The 23994-nt window shown below is 71.8% G+C and carries 22 protein-coding genes; 11 read left to right on the top strand and 11 right to left on the bottom strand.

Translation table 11 applies throughout. The features are described from left to right. Window positions 1-58 precede the first annotated feature (58 nt). Window positions 59-952 (top strand): SDR family oxidoreductase, encoded by an 894-nt coding sequence (locus ACFZBU_RS03060; RefSeq protein ID WP_391581694.1) that lies wholly within the window; start codon window positions 59-61, stop codon window positions 950-952. A gap of 32 nt (window positions 953-984) precedes the next feature. Next, entirely contained in the window at window positions 985-1434 is a 450-nt protein-coding gene (locus ACFZBU_RS03055) for a DUF3093 domain-containing protein (protein ID WP_391581693.1), read from the top strand. 279 nt (window positions 1435-1713) lie between these two features. On the opposite strand, the gene ACFZBU_RS03050 is transcribed toward ACFZBU_RS03055, so the two are convergent. After that, the gene (locus tag ACFZBU_RS03050) at window positions 1714-2010 is read right to left on the bottom strand and encodes a DUF4193 domain-containing protein (protein ID WP_020555852.1); all 297 of its coding nucleotides are present in this window, start codon (window positions 2008-2010) and stop codon (window positions 1714-1716) included. A gap of 248 nt (window positions 2011-2258) precedes the next feature. Between ACFZBU_RS03050 and ACFZBU_RS03045 the strand changes: the two genes are divergently transcribed. The 3 genes from ACFZBU_RS03045 to ACFZBU_RS03035 all read left to right on the top strand — a co-directional run bounded on the left by ACFZBU_RS03045 (window position 2259) and on the right by ACFZBU_RS03035 (window position 4999). Next, window positions 2259-2777 carry a gamma carbonic anhydrase family protein gene (locus ACFZBU_RS03045; protein WP_391581692.1) on the top strand — a complete coding sequence of 173 codons (519 nt, stop codon included), beginning with the start codon at window positions 2259-2261 and terminating at the stop codon, window positions 2775-2777. A gap of 123 nt (window positions 2778-2900) precedes the next feature. Continuing rightward, window positions 2901-3806 carry an ABC transporter ATP-binding protein gene (locus tag ACFZBU_RS03040; RefSeq protein ID WP_391581691.1) on the top strand — a complete coding sequence of 302 codons (906 nt, stop codon included), beginning with the start codon at window positions 2901-2903 and terminating at the stop codon, window positions 3804-3806. Beyond that, window positions 3803-4999: an ABC transporter permease gene (locus ACFZBU_RS03035; protein WP_391581690.1), complete on the top strand. Its 1197-nt coding sequence runs from the start codon at window positions 3803-3805 to the stop codon at window positions 4997-4999. The genes ACFZBU_RS03040 and ACFZBU_RS03035 overlap by 4 nt, the downstream gene beginning before the upstream one ends. 75 nt (window positions 5000-5074) lie before the next feature. Here ACFZBU_RS03035 and ACFZBU_RS03030 read toward each other — a convergent pair whose 3' ends face one another. From ACFZBU_RS03030 to ACFZBU_RS03020, 3 genes are all read right to left on the bottom strand, one after another. Beyond that, window positions 5075-6025 (bottom strand): acyl-ACP desaturase, encoded by a 951-nt coding sequence (locus ACFZBU_RS03030; RefSeq protein WP_391581689.1) that lies wholly within the window; start codon window positions 6023-6025, stop codon window positions 5075-5077. Between the two features lie 217 nt (window positions 6026-6242). Beyond that, entirely contained in the window at window positions 6243-7823 is a 1581-nt protein-coding gene (locus tag ACFZBU_RS03025; protein WP_391581688.1) for a sensor histidine kinase, read from the bottom strand. Between the two features lie 8 nt (window positions 7824-7831). Further along, window positions 7832-8485: a response regulator transcription factor gene (locus ACFZBU_RS03020; RefSeq protein WP_020555846.1), complete on the bottom strand. Its 654-nt coding sequence runs from the start codon at window positions 8483-8485 to the stop codon at window positions 7832-7834. A 331-nt stretch (window positions 8486-8816) separates the two neighbouring features. Between ACFZBU_RS03020 and ACFZBU_RS03015 the strand changes: the two genes are divergently transcribed. Continuing rightward, window positions 8817-8990, top strand: a complete 174-nt coding sequence (locus tag ACFZBU_RS03015) for a hypothetical protein (RefSeq protein ID WP_020555845.1) — start codon at window positions 8817-8819, stop codon at window positions 8988-8990. Window positions 8991-9133: 143 nt separating this feature from the next. Here the strand turns inward: ACFZBU_RS03015 and ACFZBU_RS03010 are convergent, their stop codons facing one another. Both ACFZBU_RS03010 and ACFZBU_RS03005 read right to left on the bottom strand, forming a co-directional pair. Further along, window positions 9134-9925 carry an inositol monophosphatase family protein gene (locus ACFZBU_RS03010; RefSeq protein WP_391581687.1) on the bottom strand — a complete coding sequence of 264 codons (792 nt, stop codon included), beginning with the start codon at window positions 9923-9925 and terminating at the stop codon, window positions 9134-9136. Window positions 9926-9946: 21 nt separating this feature from the next. Next, window positions 9947-11080 (bottom strand): ferrochelatase, encoded by a 1134-nt coding sequence (locus ACFZBU_RS03005; protein WP_391581686.1) that lies wholly within the window; start codon window positions 11078-11080, stop codon window positions 9947-9949. Window positions 11081-11230: 150 nt separating this feature from the next. Between ACFZBU_RS03005 and ACFZBU_RS03000 the strand changes: the two genes are divergently transcribed. Next, complete coding sequence (locus ACFZBU_RS03000; protein WP_391581685.1) at window positions 11231-12559, top strand: D-arabinono-1,4-lactone oxidase; 1329 nt, start codon at window positions 11231-11233, stop codon at window positions 12557-12559. A gap of 22 nt (window positions 12560-12581) precedes the next feature. On the opposite strand, the gene ACFZBU_RS02995 is transcribed toward ACFZBU_RS03000, so the two are convergent. Next, window positions 12582-13550, bottom strand: a complete 969-nt coding sequence (locus ACFZBU_RS02995) for a hypothetical protein (RefSeq protein WP_391581684.1) — start codon at window positions 13548-13550, stop codon at window positions 12582-12584. 422 nt (window positions 13551-13972) lie between these two features. On the opposite strand from ACFZBU_RS02995, the gene sepH reads away from it, so the two are divergent. Next, window positions 13973-15097: a septation protein SepH gene (sepH, locus tag ACFZBU_RS02990; RefSeq protein WP_391581683.1), complete on the top strand. Its 1125-nt coding sequence runs from the start codon at window positions 13973-13975 to the stop codon at window positions 15095-15097. A gap of 87 nt (window positions 15098-15184) precedes the next feature. Here the strand turns inward: sepH and ACFZBU_RS02985 are convergent, their stop codons facing one another. Next, window positions 15185-16027 (bottom strand): sulfurtransferase, encoded by an 843-nt coding sequence (locus ACFZBU_RS02985; protein WP_391581681.1) that lies wholly within the window; start codon window positions 16025-16027, stop codon window positions 15185-15187. A 110-nt stretch (window positions 16028-16137) separates the two neighbouring features. Here ACFZBU_RS02985 and ACFZBU_RS02980 point away from each other — a divergent pair, with 110 nt between their 5' ends. Next, window positions 16138-16917, top strand: coding sequence for a VOC family protein (locus tag ACFZBU_RS02980; RefSeq protein WP_391581680.1), 780 nt, complete (start codon window positions 16138-16140; stop codon window positions 16915-16917). A 438-nt stretch (window positions 16918-17355) separates the two neighbouring features. Here the strand turns inward: ACFZBU_RS02980 and ACFZBU_RS02975 are convergent, their stop codons facing one another. The 3 genes from ACFZBU_RS02975 to ACFZBU_RS02965 all read right to left on the bottom strand — a co-directional run bounded on the left by ACFZBU_RS02975 (window position 17356) and on the right by ACFZBU_RS02965 (window position 22440). Further along, a complete protein-coding gene (locus ACFZBU_RS02975) occupies window positions 17356-18522 on the bottom strand; it encodes an alkaline phosphatase family protein (protein ID WP_391581679.1) in 1167 nt (388 codons plus the stop codon). Then, entirely contained in the window at window positions 18519-19106 is a 588-nt protein-coding gene (locus ACFZBU_RS02970) for a DUF5998 family protein (protein WP_020555835.1), read from the bottom strand. Before ACFZBU_RS02970 ends, ACFZBU_RS02975 begins: the two co-directional genes overlap by 4 nt. A gap of 601 nt (window positions 19107-19707) precedes the next feature. Then, window positions 19708-22440, bottom strand: a complete 2733-nt coding sequence (locus tag ACFZBU_RS02965; protein ID WP_391581678.1) for a GNAT family N-acetyltransferase — start codon at window positions 22438-22440, stop codon at window positions 19708-19710. Window positions 22441-22563: 123 nt separating this feature from the next. Here ACFZBU_RS02965 and ACFZBU_RS02960 point away from each other — a divergent pair, with 123 nt between their 5' ends. Further along, on the top strand, window positions 22564-22902 hold the full coding sequence (locus ACFZBU_RS02960; protein ID WP_391581677.1) for a VOC family protein: 339 nt from the start codon (window positions 22564-22566) through the stop codon (window positions 22900-22902). 30 nt (window positions 22903-22932) lie between these two features. Continuing rightward, on the top strand, window positions 22933-23943 hold the full coding sequence (locus tag ACFZBU_RS02955; protein ID WP_391581676.1) for a pseudouridine-5'-phosphate glycosidase: 1011 nt from the start codon (window positions 22933-22935) through the stop codon (window positions 23941-23943). Window positions 23944-23994 lie beyond the last annotated feature (51 nt).

The raw sequence follows: 23994 nt of genomic DNA, 5'->3' as shown, positions 1-23994 counted from the left end.
GCGGCTTGGGAGCCGCCGGCGCCGCGGCCCGAAAGGGGCGCGGGACGGAAGGAAGCGCATGACCAAGAGCGTGGTCGTCACCGGGGCGACCGGTGGGATCGGCCTTGCCATCGCCCTGGAGCTGGCGGGATCCGGCTTCGACGTGATCGGCACGGCCAGGACCCGGGAGCGGGCCGAGCGCCTGCGCGAAGCCGCCGAGCGCGCCGAGGTGGGCGTGCGCACGGTCCTGCTCGACGTCGCCGACGCCACGTCGACGGTGCGGGCCTTCACCGAGATCGCCCAGATGACCGCCGGTGGCCCGTGGGCCGTGGTCAACAACGCCGGGATCGCGCAGCCGGGCGCGATCGAGGACGTGGACGACGAGCAGATCCGCGCCCAGTTGGAGACCAACCTGATCGCGCCCGCGCGCATCGCCCGCCTGGTGCTGCCGCAGATGCGCCGGCGCCGGGACGGGCGGATCGTCAACATCTCCTCCCTCTCCGGCCGGGTCTCGAACCCGTTCCTGGGCTGGTACTGCGCGAGCAAGCACGGGCTGGCCGCGATCACCGACGCGCTGCGGATCGAGACCGCCGGGTTCGGTGTCAAGGTCGTGCTGATCGAGCCCGGCAGCTTCGGTACCGACATCCGGGAGCGCGGCATGTCCCGGCTGCCACCGCGCAAGACGTCGGCCTACAACGACTCCTACGACCTCGCCGACGACCTGGTGCGCCGGGCCAAGGCGCTGCCCGGGCCGGCGCCGGTCGCGCACGCGGTGCGCGTCGCGCTGAGCGTGCCGCGACCGCGACCGCGCTATCTGGTGGGCAACGACGCCCGGGCCGGTGCGCTGCTCGATCTGGTGGCGCCCACCGCTCTCGCGGATTACGCCAAAGGGGTCGCGACCGGGCTGCGTACGCCTCCGGAGCGGGTCACCCGCACCCTGGCCCGATTGACCCGGCGACACGGCCCGCGCTGACCCGCGTCGGCCGCGCATGACAGGCTGGTGCCATGCAGGCGTACAGCGAACGACTCGGCGTGCCGGCCTCCTGGTGGGCCCTGACCGTCCTGATGGCCGTCTCGGGCGGGCTGGTGGGCCTGGCCTTCGGGATCGCGGCGGCCTTCGTGCTCGCGCTGGCCCTGGGCGCCCTGACGGCGTGGGGCACCGCCGCCTACGGCGCGGCACGGATCACCGTGACCGAGACCGAGCTGTCGGCGGGTCGGGCCACGATTCCGCTGACCGCGCTCGGTGCGGGCGTCGCGCTCGACCCCGAGCAGGCCCGCTCGCTGCGGATGGAGAACGCGGATCCGCGCGCGTTCATGCTGCTGCGCGCGTACATCCCGGGAGCGGCGAGGATCGAGGTCACCGATCCGGCCGACCCCACGCCCTATCTCTATCTGTCCTCGCGCAACCCGCAACGTCTGGTCGACGTCGTGGCCGCGCTGCGCGCCCGCGCCTGACCGCGTCGCGGACGGGCTCGATCCCGGCTCGCGCGAGCCGGGGGTGAGCCGATCGTCCGGCGCCGAACCGGCCACCGGACAGTCAAGAACGCCCGCCGGTGCGTCGGCGGACGTTCGACTTCGTACGTCATGCGTGCGGCTTCATCACTTCCCACGCCTTCGTATCGTGTTCTCGCGTTCAAGGACGCTCGGCGAACGTCCACGGTCCAACTCCTGCCGATACCCGTATGGCGTGTGCAGGGTTGCCGTTCATCGCCGGTCGTCCTCGACCGCACACGATCAGGCGCAGTCGCTGCAGATCGCCTGGCCGTCCTTCTCCTTGGCCAGCTGGCTGCGGTGGTGCACCAGGAAGCAGCTGGAGCACGTGAATTCGTCGGCCTGCTTCGGGACGACCCGGACGGACAGCTCCTCATTGGAGAGGTCCGCACCGGGAAGCTCGAGAGACTCGGCCTGCTCGAACTCGTCGACGTCGACCGAACCGGCCGACTTGTCCACGCGCCGAGCCTTCAGTTCCTCGATGCTGTCTTCGTTGATGTCGTCATCGGTCTTACGCGGGGTGTCGTAGTCGGTTGCCATGTACCTCTCCCCCTCCGGGTGGATCTGCGGTGCTCAATCGTGCGACATCGCCCGAGGACCTTCGTGGACGATGCCTTCAGCGCACGTAACGCGCGAGGGGCCGGAGTTGTGCCCGACCCGAAGCGCAGATTTTGCCTTACATCAAGGCTCGTTACGCAATCGACACCCAACCGAACCCCCAAAGAGGTGACTTGGTTGGATGGGGGGCCACTGTAACCCCGTACCGCCCTGCACAACCAGGAGGAATCGTGACGGTCTACGCGCTGGGTGATCAAATACCCAAGGTGCACCCCGATGCTTATGTGCACCCGGATGCGGTCGTGATCGGCAGCGTGGAGATCGGCGCGGATTCTACGGTGTGGCCGGGGGCCGTACTGCGCGCCGATCACGGCCGGATCGTGATCGGCGAGCGCACGTCGGTCCAGGACGGGTGTGTACTGCATACGACGGCGCCGTGGCCGACGGTAGTGGGCGACGAGTGCGTGATCGGTCACATTGTGCATTTGGAGGGCTGCGTGATCGAGGATCGTTGCCTGGTCGGCAACGGCGCGGTGGTCATGCATCAGGCCGTGGTGCGCACAGGTGCCCTGGTGGGAGCGGGTGCGGTGGTCGGAAATCGGATCGAGGTGCCGTCCTACGCGATGGCGCTGGGGGTGCCGGCGAAGATTCGTGAGAACGCCGTTCCGCCGGGCGCGTTCGCGGAGGCGGTGCGCAGTTACGTCGAGAACGGTCGCCGTTTCCGTCGGGATCTGCGGCGGATCGACTGACCGGCGCGTGGTCCCGGGGCCGCCGGGGTGTGTCGGATCGCACACGTCCGCTGCGGTTTGAAGGCCCCGTTCGGCCCCGTATATAAGTGCGACACGGGGGCTGGGAATCACACGGGGAGTGTTGTGCTCGAGTTGGCCGGCCTGGACAAACGGTTCGGTGAAAAGGTCGTCCTCGACGACCTCTCACTGACCGTACAACCGGGCCAAATGTTTGGTTTCGTCGGCACCAACGGTGCCGGCAAGACCACGACCATGCGCATTGCGCTGGGCGTGTTGGCGCCGGACGCGGGCGAGATCCGCTGGCGCGGTGCGCCGGTGGACCGCGGCGTGCGGCGACGCTGGGGCTACATGCCCGAAGAGCGTGGCCTGTATCCGAAGATGCGCATCCGGGATCAGCTGGTCTACCTGGCCGAGCTGCACGGGATGACCCGCGTCCGGGCGCACGAGTCGGCCGAGCGCTGGCTGGACCGGCTCCAGGTCGCGGGCGGGCCCGCGGACCGGCTGGAGACCCTCTCGTTGGGCAATCAGCAGCGGGTCCAGCTGGCCGCCGCGCTCGTGCACGAGCCGGAGCTGCTGGTTTTGGACGAGCCGTTCTCCGGCCTCGACCCGGTCGGTGTGGACGTGATGGCCGGCGTGCTGCGCGAGCGCACCGCCGCGGGTGCCTCGGTGGTCTTCTCCAGCCATCAGCTGGAACTGGTCGAGTCGCTGTGCGACGCGGTGGGGATCATCAACAACGGACGCATGCACGCCGTCGGCACCGTCGCCGAGCTGCGCGGGGACGACCGCGCCGTGCGCTACCGGGTGCGGCTCGCCCAGGCACCGACGGACTGGGCGGAGGAGGTCACCGGGCTGAAGATGCTCTCCGCGCAGGACGACACGGTGCTGGTCGAACTGCTTGCCGGGACGAGCGAGCAGGTGCTGCTCGACGCGGCCCGGGCGGCGGGCCGGGTGCTGGCCTTCGCGCCCGCGACCCCCTCGCTCGCCGAACTCTTCCGCGAGGTCGTCAACGGGACGGAGGTCGGCGCGTGAGCACCGGCGGCAGCACGTTTTGGTCCGCCGTGCGCCTGGTCGCGCGCCGCGAGTTCACCGAGCGCATCCGGGACCGGGGCTTTCAGATCTCGGTCGGGGTGATGTTGGCGATCCTGCTCGCGTCGGTGGCCATCCCGGCCGCGCTCGGCGGCGGCTCGGACAAGTACGACGTGGCCTTCCTCGGCCCGCAGCAGACGCAACTGGCGCAGACCGCGCAGCGGCAGGCGACGCTGCTGGACGTGGACGTGCGGGTCGGCTCCGTCGCCGACCGCGCGGCGGCCGAGAAGGCGCTCGCGGACGGAAAGCTGGACGCGGTCGTGGACGATGGCCGGATCCTGGTGGACAGCGAGCTGGCCGACCCGCTGGCGGCCGTCCTGCAGAGCTCATGGGCCACCGTGGAGCGGGACCTGCGCCTGCACGCGGCGGGCATCGACCCGGGCGCGGTGAACCAGGCCTCGGCGATCGCGCCGATGCCCCGGACCACCCTGGATCCGGACGCCGACCAGCGCGACGCGCGCAAGGGCATCGCCTTCATCGGCACCCTCGTGCTCTACGGCATGCTCATGCTGTTCTGCATGTGGGTGGCGAGCGGTGTGGTCGAGGAGAAGTCCAGCCGGATCGTGGAGATCCTGCTCGCGACCGTGCCCGCCCGCGCGCTGCTGACCGGCAAGATCCTCGGGATCGGCCTGCTGGGCCTGCTCCAGATGCTGGTCACCGCGGTGGTCGGGCTGGTCGCCGCGTCCGCGCTGGGCACGATCGAGCCGACCGGCGACATGGTCTATCCGGTGGCGCTGGTGCTGCTGTGGTTCGTGGTGGGCTACGCGATCTACGCGTGCATGTTCGCCGCCGCCGCAGCCCGGGTCTCGCGCCAGGAGGACCTGCAGAACGTCATCACGCCGATGACCTCGCTGCTGATCGCCTCGTTCCTGGCCGCCGTCTTCCTCGGCCAGAAGGGCGGCACGCTCGCCCAGGTGCTGGCGTATGTGCCGCCGTTCTCGGCGATGCTGCAACCGGTCCTGACCGCGGCGGACGAGGTCTCCGTGGCGGAGAACCTGGCCGCCCTCGCGATCGCGCTGCTCGCACTGGTGGGCCTGGTCCGGCTCGCGGCCCGGATGTACGAGGGCGCGGTGTTGCGGATGGGCGGCAAGGTCGGCTTCCGGGAGTCGCTCGGCGGGTCCGCCCGCAAGCGCTGAGCCGGCGCGCACGTGCCCGGGCCCGCCGTCCCCGAGGGGGCGGCGGGCCCGGGCAGGTTCGGGCGGGGGTCCCGCTCAGCGGCGGTTGGCCGCCTTGCGGGCCTCCAGAGCGAGCCGGCGCTCCTCGAAGCGCACGACCTGGGAGTCCAGGCCGCCGAGGAACAGCGCGAGCTCCTCACGGGCCTTCTCGCCCTCCGGGCCCAGGTCCGTGCGCTCCATGATCTTGAGGTTGCGCAGCACCGGCAGGATCACGTCGTTCTGGTGGATCGGCAGGTTGTACACGCCGCCCACCGCGAGCTTGGCCGCCGCGCGCTCGAAGCCGCTGATCCCGTGCCCGGGCATCCGGAAGTCGGTGACCATCTCGGTGACCGCGCGCATCGCCTGGTCCGGGGCGATCTCGAAGGCCGCCTTGAGCAGGTTGCGGTAGAAGACCATGTGCAGGTTCTCGTCCGTGGCCACCTTCGCGAGCAGCTGCTCGGCGATCGGGTCGCCACACGTGCGGCCCGAGTTGCGGTGCGAGACCCGGGTGGCCAGCTCCTGGAAGGTCACGTAGGCGATCACGTGCAGCGGATTGTCCATGTGGTCGCCCTGATAGCCGGCCTCCATGTGTTCCATCCGCGAGCGCTCCAGCGCGACCGGGTCCACCGCGCGGGCGGCCATCAGGTAGTCGCGGATCGCGATGCCGTGCCGGCCCTCCTCCGCGGTCCAGCGGTGCACCCAGGTGCCCCACGCGCCGTCGCGGCCGAACATCGCCGCGATCTCGTAGTGGTAGCTGGGCAGGTTGTCCTCGGTCAGCAGGTTCAGCGTCAGCGCTATCCGGCCGACGTCGGTGAGGCCGGACTCCTCCGGGCTCCACGCCTCACCGCCGAGCACGCCGTCGAAGTCGCGACCGGCGCTCCACGGCACGTACTCGTGCGGGAACCACTCCTTGGCCACCGAGAGGTGGCGGTCCAGCTCGACGGCGACGACCTGCTCCAACTCGCGAAGCAGGTGCTCACCGGTCGGGGCGGGGGCGAGAAGGTTCATCGGCTCTCCAGGGCATAGGCAGACAACGTCGTACAGCGGCAGACACGGAGGACAACGCTGTGCATCGCCCGCACGACGCGTCCCTACGATTCCGTAACTTACGACAGCGTAGGTTGGTTCCACCCCAAGACGGAAATGTGATCCACGACTCTCGTACGTACGTACGACGAAATCGGGCCGCGGCGGCCGTCCGCACCGGGCCGGCCGCCGCCGTCGATCAGCCCGCCGGGAAGCCGATCCGCATCATCAGGCCTCCCTCTTCGTGCGGCTCGACCTCGATCCAGCCGCCGTGCGCGCGCACGATCGAGCGCACGATGGACAACCCGAGCCCCACGCCCTTGTCGCTGGCGATCCGCTCCGTGCGCAGCCGCCGGAACGGCTCGAACATGTTGTCCACCTCGTAGCCGGGCACCACCGGCCCGGTGTTGACCACGGTGAGCACCGCGACACCCGCGGTGGACTCGGTGGAGATGTCGACCGTGCCGTCGGGCCGGTTGTAGCGCACCGCGTTCTGGATCAGGTTCATCGCGACCCGCTCCAACAGCACGCCGTTGCCCTGGAGCACGGCGGGACCGAGCTCGTCGTGCAGGGTCACCTTGCGCTCGGCGGCTTCCGCGCCGGTCTGGTCCACCGCACGGCGGGCCACCTCGGCCAGATCCACCGGCTTGCGCTCGGTCAGCTCGTTGTCGCTGCGGGCCAGCAGCAGCAGGCCCTCGATCAGGCCCTCGCTGCGCTCGTTGGTGGCCAGCAGGGTCTTGCCGAGTTGCTTGAGCTCGACGGACGCCTCCGGATCGCCGAGCGCGACCTCCAGCAGGGTGCGGTTGATCGCCAGCGGCGTGCGCAACTCGTGCGACGCGTTCGCGACGAACTTGCGTTGCGACTCCAGCGAACGATCCAGCCGGTCGAGCATGTCGTCGAAGGTGTCCGCGAGCTCCTTGAACTCGTCGTCCGGCCCGTCCAGGTCGATCCGCCGGTGCAGGTTGGATCCGGCCACCTCGCGGGCGATCGAGGTGATCCGCTCCAGTGGGCGCAACACCCGGCCCGCCATCACGTACCCGAACCCGAAGGCGATCACCGACAGCAGCAGCAGCGCCAGCAGCGACTGCTGGAGCAGCGAGTTCAGCGCGGCGTCGCGCTGGTGGATCTGCTGGATGGTCTGCCACTGCTCGAACTGCTCGGGCGTCATCGGCACGCCGTTGATGGTCATCAACGTGTTCGGCGCCAGGCTGAGATTCAGCCGGCCCTCGGTCAGGCTCTGCCGTACGAGCAGGTAGACGGTACCGAGCAGCAGCACCCCGGCGATCAGGAACATTCCGCCGTACAGCGCGGTCAGTCGCATCTTGATGGTGGAGCGCAGCAGCGCGGGCAGCTGCGAGGGGGCCATCCGTGACAGCCGGGACATCTCCGCCGCGTCGTCGGCGTCCCGGCCCAGGATCAGTCGCCGGCCGCCCGCGGTCGGGCGCTGCGGGTCGCGGACGAGGTCGCGGGCGGGCTCGCGATTGGGCTTGGGCGGTGCGCCCGGCGGCCCACTGGGACGCGGCGGCTGGGGCGGCCGGCCCGGGCGTGGCGGTGGACCGGGCTTGGGCGCCGGGCCCGGCTTCGCGGGGGCCGCGGCAGGCTTCCCCGGCGCCGGGGCGGGCGTCGTGGGTGCCGGACCCGGCCCGGCCGGCGCCGGGGCCGGCTTCGCAGGTGCCGGACCCGGCTTCGCGGGCGCGGTCGAGGCGCCTGCGGCCGGCTTCGCGGAGCCGGCTGCGGTACTTCCGGCTTCCGCCGGGACGGCCCGAGAGCTGTCGTTCATGGCGGTCCTCAAATGCGGTATCCGGCGCCGGGCACCGTCAGGATGACGGGCGGCTCGCCGAGCTTGCGGCGCAGCGTCATGACGGTGACCCGGACGACGTTGGTGAACGGATCGGTGTTCTCGTCCCAGGCCTTCTCGAGCAGTTGCTCGGCCGAGACCACGGCCCCGTCGGCGCGCATCAGCACGTCCAGCACCGCGAACTCCTTGGGCGAAAGGTGCACCGGGACGCCCTCGCGCAGCACCTCGCGCCGGTTCGGGTCGAGCCGGATACCGGCCCGCTCCAGCACCGGCGGCAGCGGGGAGACGGCCCGCCGCCCGAGCGCGCGCACCCGGGCGATCAGCTCGCTGAAGGCGAACGGCTTGGGCAGATAGTCGTCCGCCCCCAACTCCAGACCCTCGACTCGATCGCTGACGTCGCCGGCCGCGGTGAGCATCAGCACCCGCATCGGAATACCGGTCTCCACCACCGCCCGGCACACGTCGTCGCCGTGCACGATCGGCAGATCCCGGTCGAGCACCACCACGTCGTAGTCGTTGACGGCGATCCGCTCCAGCGCCGCCTCCCCGTCGTACACGACGTCGACGGCCATCGCTTCCCGGCGCAACCCGGTCGCGACCGCGTCCGCCAGGAGCTGCTCGTCCTCGACTACGAGAACCCGCACCGGCTGTGCCTCCTGCTCGAAGAAAGGGGATGCATCCGTTGTCCATCTTCCCCCGCACCCCGGTAAAGCCCCGGTAAGCCGACCGGCGGTCCGGGCGGGCGGGACGGGGCCGTCGAGTCGGTCGGGTCTCGGACGTTACGGCACCCCCCGAGGGAGGGAAGGATTCCGGTACGCCCCGGAAAGTCCGACACTGCGCCGTTGGGCAGGAAAGTCCCCTGGTCAGACCCCTGGATCGGGCGTCGCCAAAGGCCGGGATCGGTGGTTTCCCCGGCGACGCACGGGGGGTAGGACAACCGAAACCGGCGACGACGAGTGACATTGGGGCGGCCTTATGGACGAATTCACGGCCGGCGTACTGCGACGCATACGTGAGACCGAACAGGCACTGAAGCAGGCGTGCGACACCGGCGACGATTTCCTCGTCGAGGTCGAACAGTCCGAGTTGGACGACCTCCTGCGGATGGCATCGGAGCACGGCGTGCGGGTGCTTCCCGAGAGCGCCTGACCCACCGCGACACCACCCGAACCACAGGCGCACCGGTTTCTTTCCCCCGGCGAGGTCCCCGAGCGGACGCCGGGGGTTCGGCTGTCGGGGCGAGGGTCACGAGGCCCGGATCGAAGGATCCGGGCCTCGCGCATGCTCCGGATCTACGCGTGCAGAGCGGCCAGGGCGGCCTCGAACTCGGCGCGCAGCCCGGCCGGCGCGGCCAGGCACAGGCTCGACCCGTCGGGCTCGGGCCACAGGTCCTCGATCACCTCGGCGCCGGCCTCGCGGGCGATCAGCGCGCCCGCCGCGACGTCCCAGGGGTTCAGGCCGCGCTCGTAGTAGGCGTCCACCCGGCCCGCGGCCACCGAGCACAGGTCGATCGCGGCCGAACCGCCCCGCCGCACGTCGCGCACGCGCGGCAGCAGCGCGCCGATCACCGCGGCCTGCCGGGTGCGCCGCTCGACGGTGTACCCGAATCCGGTCGCCACCAGCGCCCGGGCCGAGGGGGTCGCGGGGCGGCAGTGGATCGGCCTGCCGTTGCGGTAGGCGCCGCCGCCGCGCACGGCGTGGAAGGTCTCGCCGACCACCGGCACCTCGACCACCCCCAGCAGGGTGCCCTCCACCGTCTCGGCGGCGATCGACACGCACCAGCCGGGCAGGTCGTACAGGTAGTTCACGGTGCCGTCGATCGGGTCGATCACCCAGCGCACGCCGCTGCTGCCCGCACTCGCGTCGCCCTCCTCGCCGAGGAAGCCGTCGTCCGGTCGGTGTGCGCGGATGCGTTCGATGATCAGCTTCTCCGCGGCCGTGTCCATCTCGGTGACCACGTCGGTGGGGCTGCTCTTGGTCGCCGCGACGCCGAGGTCGGCGGGACGCTCGTGCAACAGGAAGCCGCCGGTGTGCCGGGCCGCATCGCGAGCGATGGCCAGGAGTTCCGCGGTGTCGATCGTCATGGGTCCATCCTGCCGGCGGAACTATCCCAGCAGGGCCGCCCCGCGGGGCGCCCGGGCGGCCGCCTCCGGGTCCGCGCGCAGCGCCCGCGGGTCGGGGCAACAACCGACCGGGCACACGTCGTGCGCGGCGCCGAGCGCACCGAGCGCACAGCGCGCGGGCGTCTCGCCGCGCACCGCGGCGGCGCGTTCCAGCACCAGTTCGCGCACCGCGCCGGCGAACCTGGGGTCGGCGCCGGTGGTCGCGGCCCGGCTCACCGGCAGCCCGATCCGCGCGGCGGTCGCGGCGGCCTCCACGTCCAGGTCGTAGACCACCTCCATGTGGTCGGACAGGAACCCGATCGGCACCAGCACCACCGCCGGCACCTCGTCATTGCCGCCCAGTTCCACGAGGTGGTCGTTGACGTCCGGCTCCAGCCACGGCACCTGCGGCGGGCCGCTGCGGCTGGAGTACACCAGGTCCCAGTCGTGCTCGCGCCCGAGCACCCGTGCGACGCCCTCGGCGACCAGGCGGGCGGTCTCCCGGTGTTGTGCGACGTAGCCACCGCCTGCCGGGCCCGCGGTGCGTGCGGTGACCGTGGGGATCGAGTGGGTGACCATCACCAGTCGGGCGCCGTCCCGTACCGGCTCGGGCAGTTCGGCCAGCGCGGCCACCACGTGGTCCACCAGCGGCTCGACGAAGCCGGGGTGGTTGAAGAAGTGCCGCAGCTTGTCGAACCGGGGGGCGTGATCGCCGACTTCGGCTCGGGCTTCGAGCAGGTTCTCGTGATACTGCGCGCACCCCGAGTAGGACGCGTAGGCGCTGGTCACCAGGACCGCGGCGCGGCGGATCCCGTCGTCGGCCATCCGCCGCACGGTGTCCGCCAGATACGGGCGCCAGTTGCGGTTGCCCCAGTACACCGGCAGCCGCACGTCGTGCGCGGCGAAGTCGGCCTCGACCGCGGCGATCAGGGCGCGGTTGTGCGCGTTGATCGGGCTGGCCCCGCCGAAGTGCGCGTAGTGGCCGGCGGCCTCCTGGAGGCGTTCGCGGGGCACCCCGCGTCCCGCGGTCACGTTCTCCAGGAACGGGAGCACCTCGTCGGGGGCCTCCGGGCCGCCGAAGGAGAGCACCAGGAGGGCGTCGAACGGAGTGGGGTCGAGGGCCCGGGTCGCGTGCATGCCTGTGATCCTCGCATCGCCGGCCCCGCGGTGCCCGACACCCCCGCCCGCACGGCGTGAGTTGCGGCGCAACCGTGCGCGACCCCTTCCCGGTCCGATGACCGGCGAGTAATGTCCGGCTGATCCCACGGCGACCCCAGGAGGAACCCGTTGAGCAGCGCCACCCCCGCCGTCTCCAAGACGCCCCCCGCCTGGCGGAACTGGGCCGGGAACCAGTCCGCCCGGCCGCACTCGGTGCTGACCCCGAGGTCCGCCGAGGAGATCTCGGCCGCCGTGCGGCGGGCCGCGGGGCAGGGTCTCGCGGTCAAGGCCGTCGGCGCGGGGCACTCCTTCACGTCGGTCGCGGTCACCGACGGGGTGCAGATCCGGCCGGAGGGGCTGACCGAGGTGCACGCGCTCGACCGTGCGGCGGGCACCGTCACGGTCGGGTCCGGGATGCGACTGAGCGACTTCAACACGCTGCTCACCGGCTACGGCCTGGCGCTCGCCAACATGGGCGACATCGCGGTGCAGAGCCTGGCGGGCGCCACCTCGACCGGCACGCACGGCACCGGGCGGGCGTCCGGCTCGTTGGCCGCGCAGATCCGGGGCATGGAGATCGTGCTGGCGGACGGCGAGATCACCACGTGCTCGCCGACCGAGAACGCGGAACTGTTCGCGGGCGCCCGGGTGGGCCTGGGCGCGCTGGGCATCGTGACCGCGCTGACGTTCGCGGTGGAGCCGAGCTTCCTGTTGGAGGCGCGCGAGGAGCCGATGAAGTTCGACGCGGTGCTGGCGGACTTCGATGCGCTGTGCGCCGACAACGAGCATTTCGAGTTCTATTGGTTTCCGCACACGGACAACTGCAACGTGAAGCGCAACAACCGGATCGAGGGACCGGCGAAGCCGCTTTCGAAGGCACGTTTCCTGTTGGACGACGAGTTGTTGTCCAACGGCGTGTTCTCGCTCGCCTGCCGGGTGGGCAGGCTGGCGCCCAGGACGGTGCCCTCGATCGCGCGGTTGTCCAGCCGCGCGTTGTCGGCGCGGACCTACTCGGACACCTCGCACAAGGTGTTCACCAGTCCGCGCCGGGTGCGCTTCATCGAGATGGAGTACGCCCTGCCGCGCGAGGCGGCGACGTCGGCGCTGGCCGAGGTGCGCGCGTTCGTCGAGGCCGCCGGTCTGCCGATCAGCTTCCCGGTCGAGGTGCGGGTGGCTCCGGCGGACGATCTGTGGATGTCCACGGCGTACGGCCGCGACACCGCCTACATCGCGGTGCACATGTACAAGGGCACGCCGCACGAGCGGTACTTCACCGAGGTCGAGAAAATCATGGTCGGGCACGGCGGGCGCCCGCACTGGGGCAAGATGCACACCCGCGACGCGGATTACTTCGCCAAGCTCTACCCGAGGTTCGCCGACTTCACGGCGCTCCGGAACCGGGTGGATCCGGAGCGCCGCTTCGGCAACGACTATCTGCGTCGGGTGCTGGGCGACTGAGCCGCGACGCCAGCCGACCGCGTTACGACCCGGAGCCGGCGTTCGACTTCGGGTCGGACTTCGCCGCGCCCTGACCGGTGCCGCCGGCGTCGTTGCCCGCCGCCGCTCCGCCGTTGCCCGCTCCGCCGTTCGCCGCGCCGCCGGGCGGCGTGGTCGCGGGCGGGGCCGTGGCCGGCGGCCGGGAGCCGGTCGGGTCGGGTGTGGGGGTGTTGCTCGGGCGGGTGGTCGGGGTGGTCGAGGGCACCGAGGTCGCGCCGTCGCCGCCGTGCTCGCCCGACGTGCCCTTGTCCCCGGTGTCCGGGCCGCGGGTGGGCGTCGATGTACCTGTGCCGGTCGGGTTCGGGGTCGACCCGGTCGGGGGCTTGGGCGGGTCGTGCCGGGCGGGCCGATCGTCGACGATCCGCGAGATGGTCGAGCCGCCGCCGTCACCGTGGCCGAACAGGCTGGCGAACGAGCGCCCGATCGCGGTCTCGGCGAGCGTCACGACGCCCATCGCCACGACGAACACGAGCACGGCTCCCACCAACGATCGGCCGAGCCACACCCGCCGGTCGCCGACGTCGCCGGGCGGGGCCTGGGTCCGGGCGGCGTCGGCCCGGGACGCTCCGCCCGGCGCACCCGCGTCCGGATCGAGGCGCTCGTAGTCGCCGACCGGCAGCAGCACCGTCTCGTCGAACGCCTGCCGTCGTTCGGCCACGCCGGTGGGCCGATTCGGCACCGCGGCGGGGTCCGGGCTCGGCCCGCCCTCGTGCGGCGGGCTCAGCGTCGCCCGCACGTCGCGCAGTTGCTCGCCGGTGCGCCGGAACAGGTGCACGTAGACCGCGCTCCCGACCGTGGCGACCACACTCGCGAGCGCGGCGCCGATCACGGTCCCGGCGACGCCGAGCGTGGAGAGCAGGAACGCCGAGGAGATGGCCGCCAGGGCACTGCCCACGACCTGCACCGCGTTGACATCGATCCGGCGACGTTCATTCTCGGCCCTTTCCGGCATCACTTTCCTTGCCCGTCCGAACTCGGACGGTGGTTAATCATGAAAAACAGGACTTCACCCTGGTTACGACCGAACAGCCCATCCACATCGTTCCGATCGGCCCAATCTTGTGATCGACATCACCCCGGACGGCCGAAAACGACTCGTCCGAACGGGACGCGCCGATGCGGCGCGGTGTGTCCCGGTAGAGCCCCCGAATGGAGTACTGTTCACGCGAGGTTCCGGAAAGACCTGTGCGCGAAGTGGGGAGGCGACCGACCGCAGAGGTCAGGGTGGGGCGCCGCCCCGGTATCGACCCGAAATGGTGTAACCAAGGCAATTCGGCCAGTCAGGTAATAAATCCGACACGCCGGACAACTCGGTCAGGTTGTGGCCATGCCGAGGCTGGGCAGGTCACACTCGTAGCGGGAGCAACGACGCAGGTGACGTCGGCAGGCACCACCCGGGAGGTCCCCATGCCCGAACTGCGTGTCGTGGCCGTCAGCAACGACGGCACACGGTTGGTGCTGAAGGCTGCCGACGGCACTGAGTACATGTTGCCCATCGACGAACGGCTCCGTGCCGCCGTCAGGGGCGACCGCGCCAGGCTCGGCCAGATCGAGATCGAAGTCGAAAGCCAACTGCGTCCGCGTGACATCCAGGCCCGGATAAGGGCCGGTGCCACCGCGGAGGAGGTCGCACAACTCGCCGGCATCCCGGTCGACCGCGTGCGGCGTTTCGAGGGTCCGGTGCTCGCCGAACGCGCCTTCATGGCCGAGCGCGCCCGCAAGACGCCCATCCGTCGTCAGGGCGAGACCACCGGTCCGCTGCTCGGCGAGATCGTCACCGAACGCCTGCACCTGCGCGGCGCGGACTCCGAGTCCGTGCAGTGGGATTCGTGGCGACGTGACGACGGCAGCTGGGAGATCCTGCTGCTCTACCGCGCCGACGGCGAGATGCGCTCCGCGAGTTGGAGCTTCGATCCGCCCCGGCGGCTGGTCACCACGAACGACGACGAGGCCCGTTCGCTGATCGGCGAACACCCGGCGGCGTCCGAGACCCCGTTCCCGTTTCGGCCGCGCCTGGCCACCATCCCGCGCGAGAGCGACGACGACGCGATCACCAGCCTGCTGGACGCGGTCCCGGGGCTGCGCGGCGAACCGCAGACCCAGTCGGTCTCCCCCGGTCCGATGCGCATCGACGTGACCGCGCTGGCCGAGCGCCCGCGGGTGGGCAGCATCGAGCGCTCCGAGCGCGCCGAACGCCCGGAGCGGATCGAACGCGTCGAACGCGGCGAGCGGATCGAACGCGTGGAGCGGCCGGAGCGCCCCGAGCGCGCCGAACCGATCGAGGAAGAGGAGACCCAGGCCCCCGCTGCGGCGGCGGGCGCGGGCAGCGCGTACGAGAACGTCCTGGTGCCGCGCGGCGTGGTCGGCCCGCATCGCGAGCGCCTGGTCGGCAGCACCGACCGGCAGGCCGAGGCGGACGGCGTGCGTCCGGGCCGCCGGGCGACCGTGCCCAGTTGGGACGAGATCGTGTTCGGCAGCAGGCGCAAACGCCGCGAGTGATCGACGAATACGGATACGCGAAGAGCCGAGGGCCCGGACGGGGCCCTCGGCTCTTTCGTTGCCGGCCACGAACGGGCGCGGGACCCGCTACTCGCCGGTGGCCACCGGGCGGTCCGGGTCGGTGATCCAGTCGCTCCAGGATCCGGCGTACAGCGCGGCGTGGACGCCGATCAGGGACAGCGCGAGCACCTCGTGCGCGGCGGTCGCGCCGGAGCCGCAGTACGCGGCGACCCGCGCACCGTGCACCGCGCCCCGAGCGGCGAAGTACTCCTTGAGCTCGGCGGGTTCGCGGAACCGGCCGTCGGCGTGCGTGTACTCGGTCGCGGGCGCGCTGATCGCGCCGGGGATGTGCCCGGCCTTGGCGTCGATCGGCTCGGTCTCGCCGCGGAAGCGCTCACCGGCGCGGGCGTCCAGCAGCACGCCGCCGGCGGCCACCAGCGCCGCGGTCTCGTCCGCGTCCAGCCGTGACATCCCGCCCGGACGCGGGACGAACGTGCCGGGCTCGGCGGGCCCCGGCACCACGTCGGTGACCGGCAGGTTCGCGTTCGTCCAGGCCCCGAAGCCGCCGTCGAGCACCCGCACCCGGTCGTGGCCGAAGTAGCGCAGCAGCCACCACGCACGCGCCGCGGCGACACTCTGGCCCGCGTCGTAGACGACCACGTCGGTCTCCGGGGAGACCCCCAGGCGACGCATCGCCGTGCCGAACGCGGCCGGCTCCGGCATCGGATGCCGGCCCCCGGCGCCGGTGGGGGTGTGCGGTCCGGACAACTCCGTGGCGAGGTCGACGAAGCGGGCGCCGGGTACGTGGGCGATCCGGTAGGAGTCGATTCCGGGCGGACCGCCGAGCTGCCAGGTGACGTCGAGCACCAGCGGCGGCGACGAACTCTCCAGGGCGGCGGCCAGGTCGGCCGCCTTGATCAGGGAACTCATACCCGCATCCTGCCTCGTGCGGCGGCCACCGACGCGCACATGTCCGACCCTGGTGGCAGCATCGGTTTCGGATCGTCCCGAATTGTCGGCATCTGCCCGAGGAGGCAGTGATGAGCGAGTGGACCTCGCGGTATCCCACCGGCGTGCCGTGCTGGGTGGATCTGGGCGTGCCCGACGTCGAGGCCGGACTGGCCTTCTATCGTGGTCTGTTCGGCTGGGAGGGGGAGATCGGGCAGGCCGACGTGGGCCACTACACGACCTGCACGCTCGGCGGTCGCCCGGTCGCCGGCCTGATGGGGCGCATGCCCGGACAGGAGGGGCCCGTCGCGTGGACCACCTACCTGGCGGCGGACGACGCGGATGCGGTGATCGACCGGGTCCGCGCGGCCGGCGGCACGGTGCTCGTGCCGCCGACGGACGTGCTGACGTTCGGCCGGATGGCGGTGGCCGCCGACTCGACCGGCGGCGTGTTCGGCGTGTGGCAGGCGGGCGACCACAAGGGCGCGGGTGTGGTCAACGAGCCCGGCGCGGTGGTGTGGAACGAGCTGTACACGCCGGAGAGCGCGCGGGCCAAGGAGTTCTACACAGCGGTGTTCGACTTCACCTACGAGGACATGTCCGACGCCGACTTCGACTACGCGACGTTCCATGTCGGCGGCGAGCTGCGCGGCGGCGTGGCGGGCGTGCGGAACGGCCCGCCGCCGCACTGGGCGACGTACTTCGCGGTGCGCGACGCGGACGAGACCGTGGACCGGGTGGACACCCTGGGCGGCAAGGTGCTGCGCGGCCCGGAGGAGTCGCCGTACGGCCGGGTGGCCGCGGTGCAGGATGCGCAGGGCGCGGTGTTCAACGTGATCGCGGTGGCGTCGAATCCGAATGATCCGCAATAGCCCGCCTGGCGCGAATCCGCGGCCGGCGCCCCGCGCAGGGCCCGCCACTCCGACCGGAAACCACTCCACCCTTGAGCCAAACGGGTGACGTAGAGTCGAGCTTGACGGGCTCCCGTCCGGAAACGGGGTCCGGGATCGGCGGGTTCCCGTGCGCCTACGTACACATGGGGCGCGTCGCCCGCGACCTTGCCGGTCGGGAGACGCATCTTCGTTCGACCATCGAGGGGATCCTTTTCCATGGGCAAGCTGTTCAAGATCGTCCTGCTGCTCGCCGCCGCCGCGGGCGTTGCCACGCTCGTGGCGTCCAAGAAGCGCAACCAGGCCTGAACCGGCCTCGGTTCGTGCCGAAGGGACGGTCTCCGCACGGAGACCGTCCCTTCGGCGTGAACGGGACCGCCCGCCGCGACCGGAGGTGTTCACCGGTCCTCGGCGCACGCTTCAGCCGCGCACCTCCAGAAGCGGAATCAGCTGTTCCGCCGAGGTCATCGACCCGTGCACGCCGGTGAGTCGCGATTCGCCCGGTTCGCGACGGGAGGCCACCACCGCGATGTCGCCGAAGGCCGCCGCGACGATGTCGCCGATGCGCGCCCGCACCCGGTCCTCGACGACCGGCCCGAACCAGCCCGCCTCGATCGCCTCGTCGCGGGTGAGCACCCACATCTGGTCCCCGAGCATGTCGTCCCAGATCGCGTGCACGTCCTTGGTCGCGCCCGGACGGGTATAGACGTGCCGCGCCCGGGACTCGCCGCCGAGGAGGGCGACACCGGCGGACAGACCGGGGTCGCCGTCCACGTCGACGCGCCGCTCGGGAGCCACGTCGACCATGCCGTGGTCGGCGGTCACGTACAGGACCGAATCCGCGGGCAGGCCCTCGGCCATCGCCCGCACGACGCCGTCGATCCGCCGCAGTTCGGCGCGCCACTCGGGCGAGTCGACGCCCATGCCGTGGCCGCAGCGGTCGAGTTCGCTGGCGTAGGTGTACACGAGCACGGGGCCCGGTCGGGCGAGTTGCCGGTGCACGCCCTTGACCCTGGGCTCGCCGAACTCGGCGCCCACGTAGCGACCGCCGCCGAGCACCGCCTTGGTCAGCGGGGTGTGCTCGAAGATGACGTCGTTGACCTGCGCGACGGTGATCCCGGCGGCGGCGGCCCGCTCCAGCAGGCTCGGGTACGGCTGCCAGTCCCGCGGGCGGATGTCGTCGGCCCAGCGCAGCTGGTTCATCAGGCGGTTCTCGCCCGGCACCGCCACGGCGTAGCCGACCAGTCCGTGCACGCCGGGGGTGAGCCCGGTGCCGAACGACGCGAGGCTGGTCGCGGTGGTCGCCGGGAAGCCGGCCGTCAGCGGCCTGCCGCTGCCCGCGAACGAGGTGCCCAGGAGCGAGTGCAGATACGGCGCCTCCAGCGGGTGTGCCCGCAGCAGGTCCCAGCCCAGGCCGTCGATCAGGAACACGCACGCGGCGCGCGCGGGCGCGAGATTGAGTGTGTTCGCCTCCCCCGGCATACCGAGGGAGGCGGCTATCGACGGCAGCAGGTCGGACAGCGCCCCGGTCCCGTAGCGAGGCAGCGGGACCGGGGGTTGTTCGTCGAACCAGACGGAAGCACTCACTGGTTGATGCCGGCCACTGCCTCGGACAGCGCACGGGCGAAGGTCAGGGTGCGCTCGACCGCTTCGGGGCCGTCGGCGGCTTCACTGACCCGCAGCGAGAGGTCGTCGGCGGTCAGCGAACCGGTGTAGCCGTGGTCGACCTCACAGTTCGGGTCGGCGCAACCGGCCGGTTCGAGGTCGATCCGACCGACCGCACCCCAGCCGATGGTGAGCACGGCTTCGCGCGGCGGGGCTCCCTGGACGTACTCGGCGGGGTTGCCCACGACGCGACTGACCACGACCGACTCCAGGCGGTCGATCCGCACCGTCTCGGTGGACGTCGTCGCGTACGGAGTGGGCGAGGTGTCGTCCGGTGCGTGTTCATCGGTGTGGCTGACCAGAAAACGGCCTGGTGTGAGCACCAGAACGGTGATGTGGCGGCGGACCTCATTGGAATCGAACGTGGTCTCCTGGTGCACCAGGAAAGCGTCGACCGGCTCGGTGCCGATCGTGGACTCGACCGCGTCGGCAACGAGGCTCGGGTAGTAACCGCTGCGCTCGATGGCCGTGCGCAGCCCCTGGGTCGAGGTGGTGGTCTTAGCCATACCCCCATCCTGGCATCTCCGAGGGCACACGTGCGCCATCCGCCCCGTGCGAAGGTCGGGTTGCGCACCTGCCGTTGCCAAATGGTGACGGTTTGTCGACGTAATGACAGGACCGAACGGGTGAGGTGGATGCGCACTGTTGGTGTGTCCTCTACGGATCGCCACCGTGCGCCTTCCGTGCGCCCTCCCGGTGCACGGCTCGGCGGGGTTGACTGATCCCTCGAGAGGCCCGACCGGGGCAACAGGGACGCGCCGTCGACACGGTGGCACCGGTGGATCTCTCGCGACACTCGTGCCCCCGGGCGGGGGAACGAGTGACACCGCCTCACCGCCGGGGACACTCGGGGAAACGACCGGCGCGGGGCGGCTCGGTCCGGAAAGCGTCGAACGGCATGAAATGCGCAGCCATGTGGAGGGTAGGCGCGGAGGGGCATGCCGCGGAGCGGATCCGGCCTGGAGCCGCCGCCGTACGTAGGTGCCACAGCTCGGGGTGGCATGTGAGTACGGCGGCGGTTCCGCATATGTGTACGGGCACGGCCCGGCGCCGGCGCGCACCGCGGCGGATTCCGCCCGCACCCGGGCGGTACGGCGCGATCACCGGTTACGGACGGGACAGCGACCTGGGGCCCAGGTCGGTGCGGGCCGGCGGGCGGGACAGGCGGATCTGCGCGCCCAGTACGTGTGCGCCCTCGGCCGCCACCACCACCGGGTTCAGCGCGATGGACGTCACCTGCGGCAGGTCGTCGGCCAGCCGGGACAGCCGCAGCAGGATGTCCTCCAGCGCGGGCACGTCCACGGGCCGTGCGCCGCGGTAGCCGAACAACATCGGCGCCGCCCGGACTTCGCGGACCAGGTCCGCCACGTCCTGATCGGTGGCCGGCACCAACCGGTGGGCCACGTCGCCCAGAAGTTCGGTGGCGGGGCCGGCCAGCCCGAACGAGAGCACCGCGCCGAAGGATTCGTCGTAGGTCAGCCCGAGCACGGTCGCGATCCCGTGCGGCGCCATCGGCTGCACCACCAGTCGGGCCTGGTCCGGGCCGCCCAGTCGGGTGGTCATCTCCCGGAACACCCGGCGCAGTCCGGCCTCGGCGCCGATGTCCAGCCGCACTCCGTCCACGTCCACCCGGTGTCGCAGATGTTCGGCGATCGTCTTGAGCGCGACCGGGTAGCCCAGTTCGGTCGCCGCGCGGATGGCCGCATCCTCGCTGTCCACCCGCACCGCGGGCAGCAGCCTGATGCCGTAGCAGTCCAGCAGCTCGGCGGCGTCCGCCGGGGACAGGCCCACCGCGTCCGCCGCGCCGAGCCGGGCCCGGACCAGCGCGCGGGCCTGATCGGTGCGCACCTCGGGATGTTCGGGCACCGAGCCGGTGGGCCGCCGGCGCCACGCGGCGTAGCGCACCACCTCGGCGAGCGCGCGGACCGCGTTCTCCGGGGCCGGGTAGGAGGGCACCGAGCCGAGCGCCGGCACGCCGTCCGCGTCCAGTCGGCGCAGTTGGGTGGGCAGCCCCTCGTGCGCGAGATAGGTGGTCAGCAGCGGCTTGCCGATCCGTGCCGCGCGCCCGGCCATCTCCGCGATCGCGCTCGCCACCTCGTCGCCCGACGTGGTCAGCGGTGGGATGAACACGGTGATCACCGCGTCCGTCTCGGCGGAGGCCAGTGCCTCGGCGAGCGCGTCGCGGAAGTCGTCGGCGGTCGCGGACGTGGTCAGGTCGACCGGGCGCCGCGGCTTCAGGCCCGCACTGGCGCACGCGTCCTGGGTGAGCAGGCCCAGCGAGTCGGAGTTGCCGATGATCGCGATCCGGTCGCCGGCGGGCAGCGGTTGGTAGGCGAGCAGTTGGCCCACGTCGAACAGCTCGGCGACGGTGGGCACCCGGATCACGCCCGCCTGCCGGAACAATGCGTCGACCGCCGAGTCGGGCAGGGTCAGGGTGCGGGTGACGTGCCCGAGCGGTACGCCCTGGGTGTGTCGTCCGGACTTGACCGCGACCACCGGCTTGGCCCGGGAGACCCGTCGGGCGAGCCGGGTGAACTTGCGCGGGTTGCCGATCGACTCCAGGTGCAGCAACACCACGTCGGTGGCCGGGTCGTCCTCCCAGTACTGCAGCAGGTCGTTGCCGGAGACGTCGGCGCGGTTGCCCGCGGACACGAACGTGGAGAGCCCGATCCCCCGGCTCACGGTGGACTCCAGGATGGCGATGCCCAGTGCGCCCGACTGGGCGAACATGCCCACCCGGCCGCGGCGTGGCATCCGGGGCGACAGGCTGGCGTTGACCAGCAGCTCCGGGTCGGTGTTGAGCACGCCCAGGCAGTTCGGTCCGATCACCCGCATGCCGCGCCGGCGCGCGGCGCGGACCAGGCGCCGCTGCCGCTCCCGGCCCTCGGGACCGGTCTCGGCGAAGCCGGAGGACACCACGACCAGGCCGTGCACGCCCTTGCGCCCGCACTGTTCGACCACCTGGCGCACCGCGTCCGCGGGGACCGCCACCAGCGCCAGGTCCACTCCCCCGGGGATGTCCAGCACCGAGGCATAGGTCGGCACGCCGTCGATCGGCTCGCTGCCGGCCCTCGGGTTGACCGCGTACAGGTCGCCGGTGAACTCGCCCGCACGCAGGTTGGCCAGGAGCGTGTTGCCGACCGTGCCCTCGTGCCGGCTCGCGCCGATCACCGCGACCGAGCGCGGGGTGAGCAGCCGGGCGATCGAGCGCGACTCGGCCCGGTGTTCGCGCCCGAGCATGACGCCGAGCGAGGTCTCGGTGGGCGCGAGTTCCAGGGTGAGCCGGACCACGCCGTCCTCGAACGCGGACTGCTGGGTGTAGCCGGCCTCGGTGAACACCGTGACCATCCGGCGGTTCGAGGGCAGTACGTCGGCCACGAAGCGGCGGATGCCGCGCTCGCGGGCGACCGCGGCGATGTGTTCGAGCAGGACCGACGCGACGCCGCGGCCCTGTTGGTCGTCCTGGACCAGGAAGGCCACCTCGGCGGTGGAGGAGCGGCCCTGCGGGCCGGTGCGCACCGCGCGCCCGTCCGGGCCGATCCGGTCGTAGCGCACGATCGCGACCAACTCGTCGCCGACGAACAGGCCCAGGCCGACCCGGTCCACCCAGTCGTGCGTGGTGAAGTGGCGCACGTCGCGGTCGGACAGTCGGGGGTAGGGCGTGAAGAAGCGCAGATACTTCGACTCGGCCGAGACGCGCGCGTAGAACTCGACGAGGCGGCCGGCGTCGTCCGGGCCGACCGGGCGGACGTGGGCGGTGGCGCCGTCGCGCAGCACGACGTCGGCCTCCCAGTGTTCGGGGGGCTTCGGTGGCACGTCTGCCGTGTCGGTGGGCTCCACGTTTGCGAGGCTAACCCCTGAGGCGCATCACCGGTGCTTTCCGGCCGCCCCGATTCGGTGGGTGTCCGCCGCACCTGATAGACCATCAGATACCGTGCCCGGTCTCGTCGCAGGAGGTAACCCATGTCCGCTCAGGGCCTGTCCGCCGCTTTCCCCGTCGCCGACATGGCCGCGGCGGTGCGGTTCATGACCGCGGTACTCGGCGCGGAACCGACCTTCGTCGACGGGGAGCGCTGGGCCCAGTTCGACGTGAACGGCGGCCGGCTGGCGCTGGCCGGCACCGACCGCGAGGGCGAGGCGGCCTCGGTGATGGTCAAGGTCGCCGACCTCGACGCGGCCCTGGTGCCGCTGCGCGAGAGCGGGTTCGGTGTGGGCGAGCCGGTCGAGGGGCCGCACGAGGTGCGGGTGCGGGTGACCGGGCCGGACGGCTGGGCCGCCGTGCTGTATCAGCCGCGGCGCTGACCGCGGGTCGCGACGGGACGGCGGATTGCCATGATCATCGGAGTATCCGAGCGCCGAGGCGAGGCCGAACCGCCGCGTCCCGGCGCATATGCCGTACCACTGCCGCCCGCGCCCGGTAGCGTCCTACCGGTGAACGGCTTGCGGATCCTGCCGGAGGTCGCGGACGCGCTCGCCGCGGGCCGACCGGTGGTCGCCCTGGAGAGCACGATCATCGCGCACGGGCTGCCGCGCCCGGACAACCTGCGGATCGCGCGCGAGATCGAGGGCCGGGTCCGGGCCGCGGGCGCGGTCCCGGCGACGATCGCGATCGTGCACGGCCGTCCGTCGATCGGGCTGGACGCCGAGACGCTCGAATTCGTCGCCACGTGTCCGGATGTGCTCAAGGCGGGCATGCGGGATCTGGCCCTGGTCGCCGCGCGGGGCGGGCACGCCGCGACCACCGTGGGGGCGACGGCGCACCTGGCTCACCAGGCGGGCATCCGGGTGTTCGCCACCGGCGGTCTGGGCGGGGTGCATCGGCAGGCACGGGAGAGCTGGGACGAATCGGCCGACCTGGTCGCGCTGACCCGGTGCGGCCTCGTCGTGGTCTGCTCGGGGGTCAAGTCGATCCTGGACGTCGGCGCGACGCTGGAGCGTCTGGAGTCGCTCAACGTGCCGGTGGTGGGTTTCGGCACCCACACGTTTCCGGGGTTCTACCTGGTCGACTCCGGCCATCGGCTGGAGTGGCGGGTGGACACCGCGGACGAGGTGGCCGACGTCGTGCGGGCGCACGAGGCGCTCGGGCTGGCACGCAACGCCCTCGTGGTGGCCAACCCGGTGCCGCGGGCCGACCAGTTGGACCCGCGGTTGCACGACCGGGTGCTGAACGGGGCACTGGCCGCGCTGACCGACGAGGGCATCGGCGGCAAGGCGGTCACCCCGTTCCTCCTCGACTTCTTCCACCGCGAGACCGCCGGCGCAAGCCTGACCGCCAACATCGCCCTCATCCTGAACAACGCCGCCCTGGCCGCCCGCATCGCCCAGGCCCTGACCATCACCTGAGCATCGACGAATCGAGCCGGTCACTCCACTGCGCACAGCGTGTTCGCACCG

The sequence above is a fragment of the Embleya sp. NPDC008237 genome, assembly GCF_042956465.1.
Lineage (GTDB): Bacteria > Actinomycetota > Actinomycetes > Streptomycetales > Streptomycetaceae > Embleya.
The sequence above is the reverse complement of the archived record's forward strand: the minus strand, read 5'-3'. Positions and strand labels throughout refer to the sequence as shown.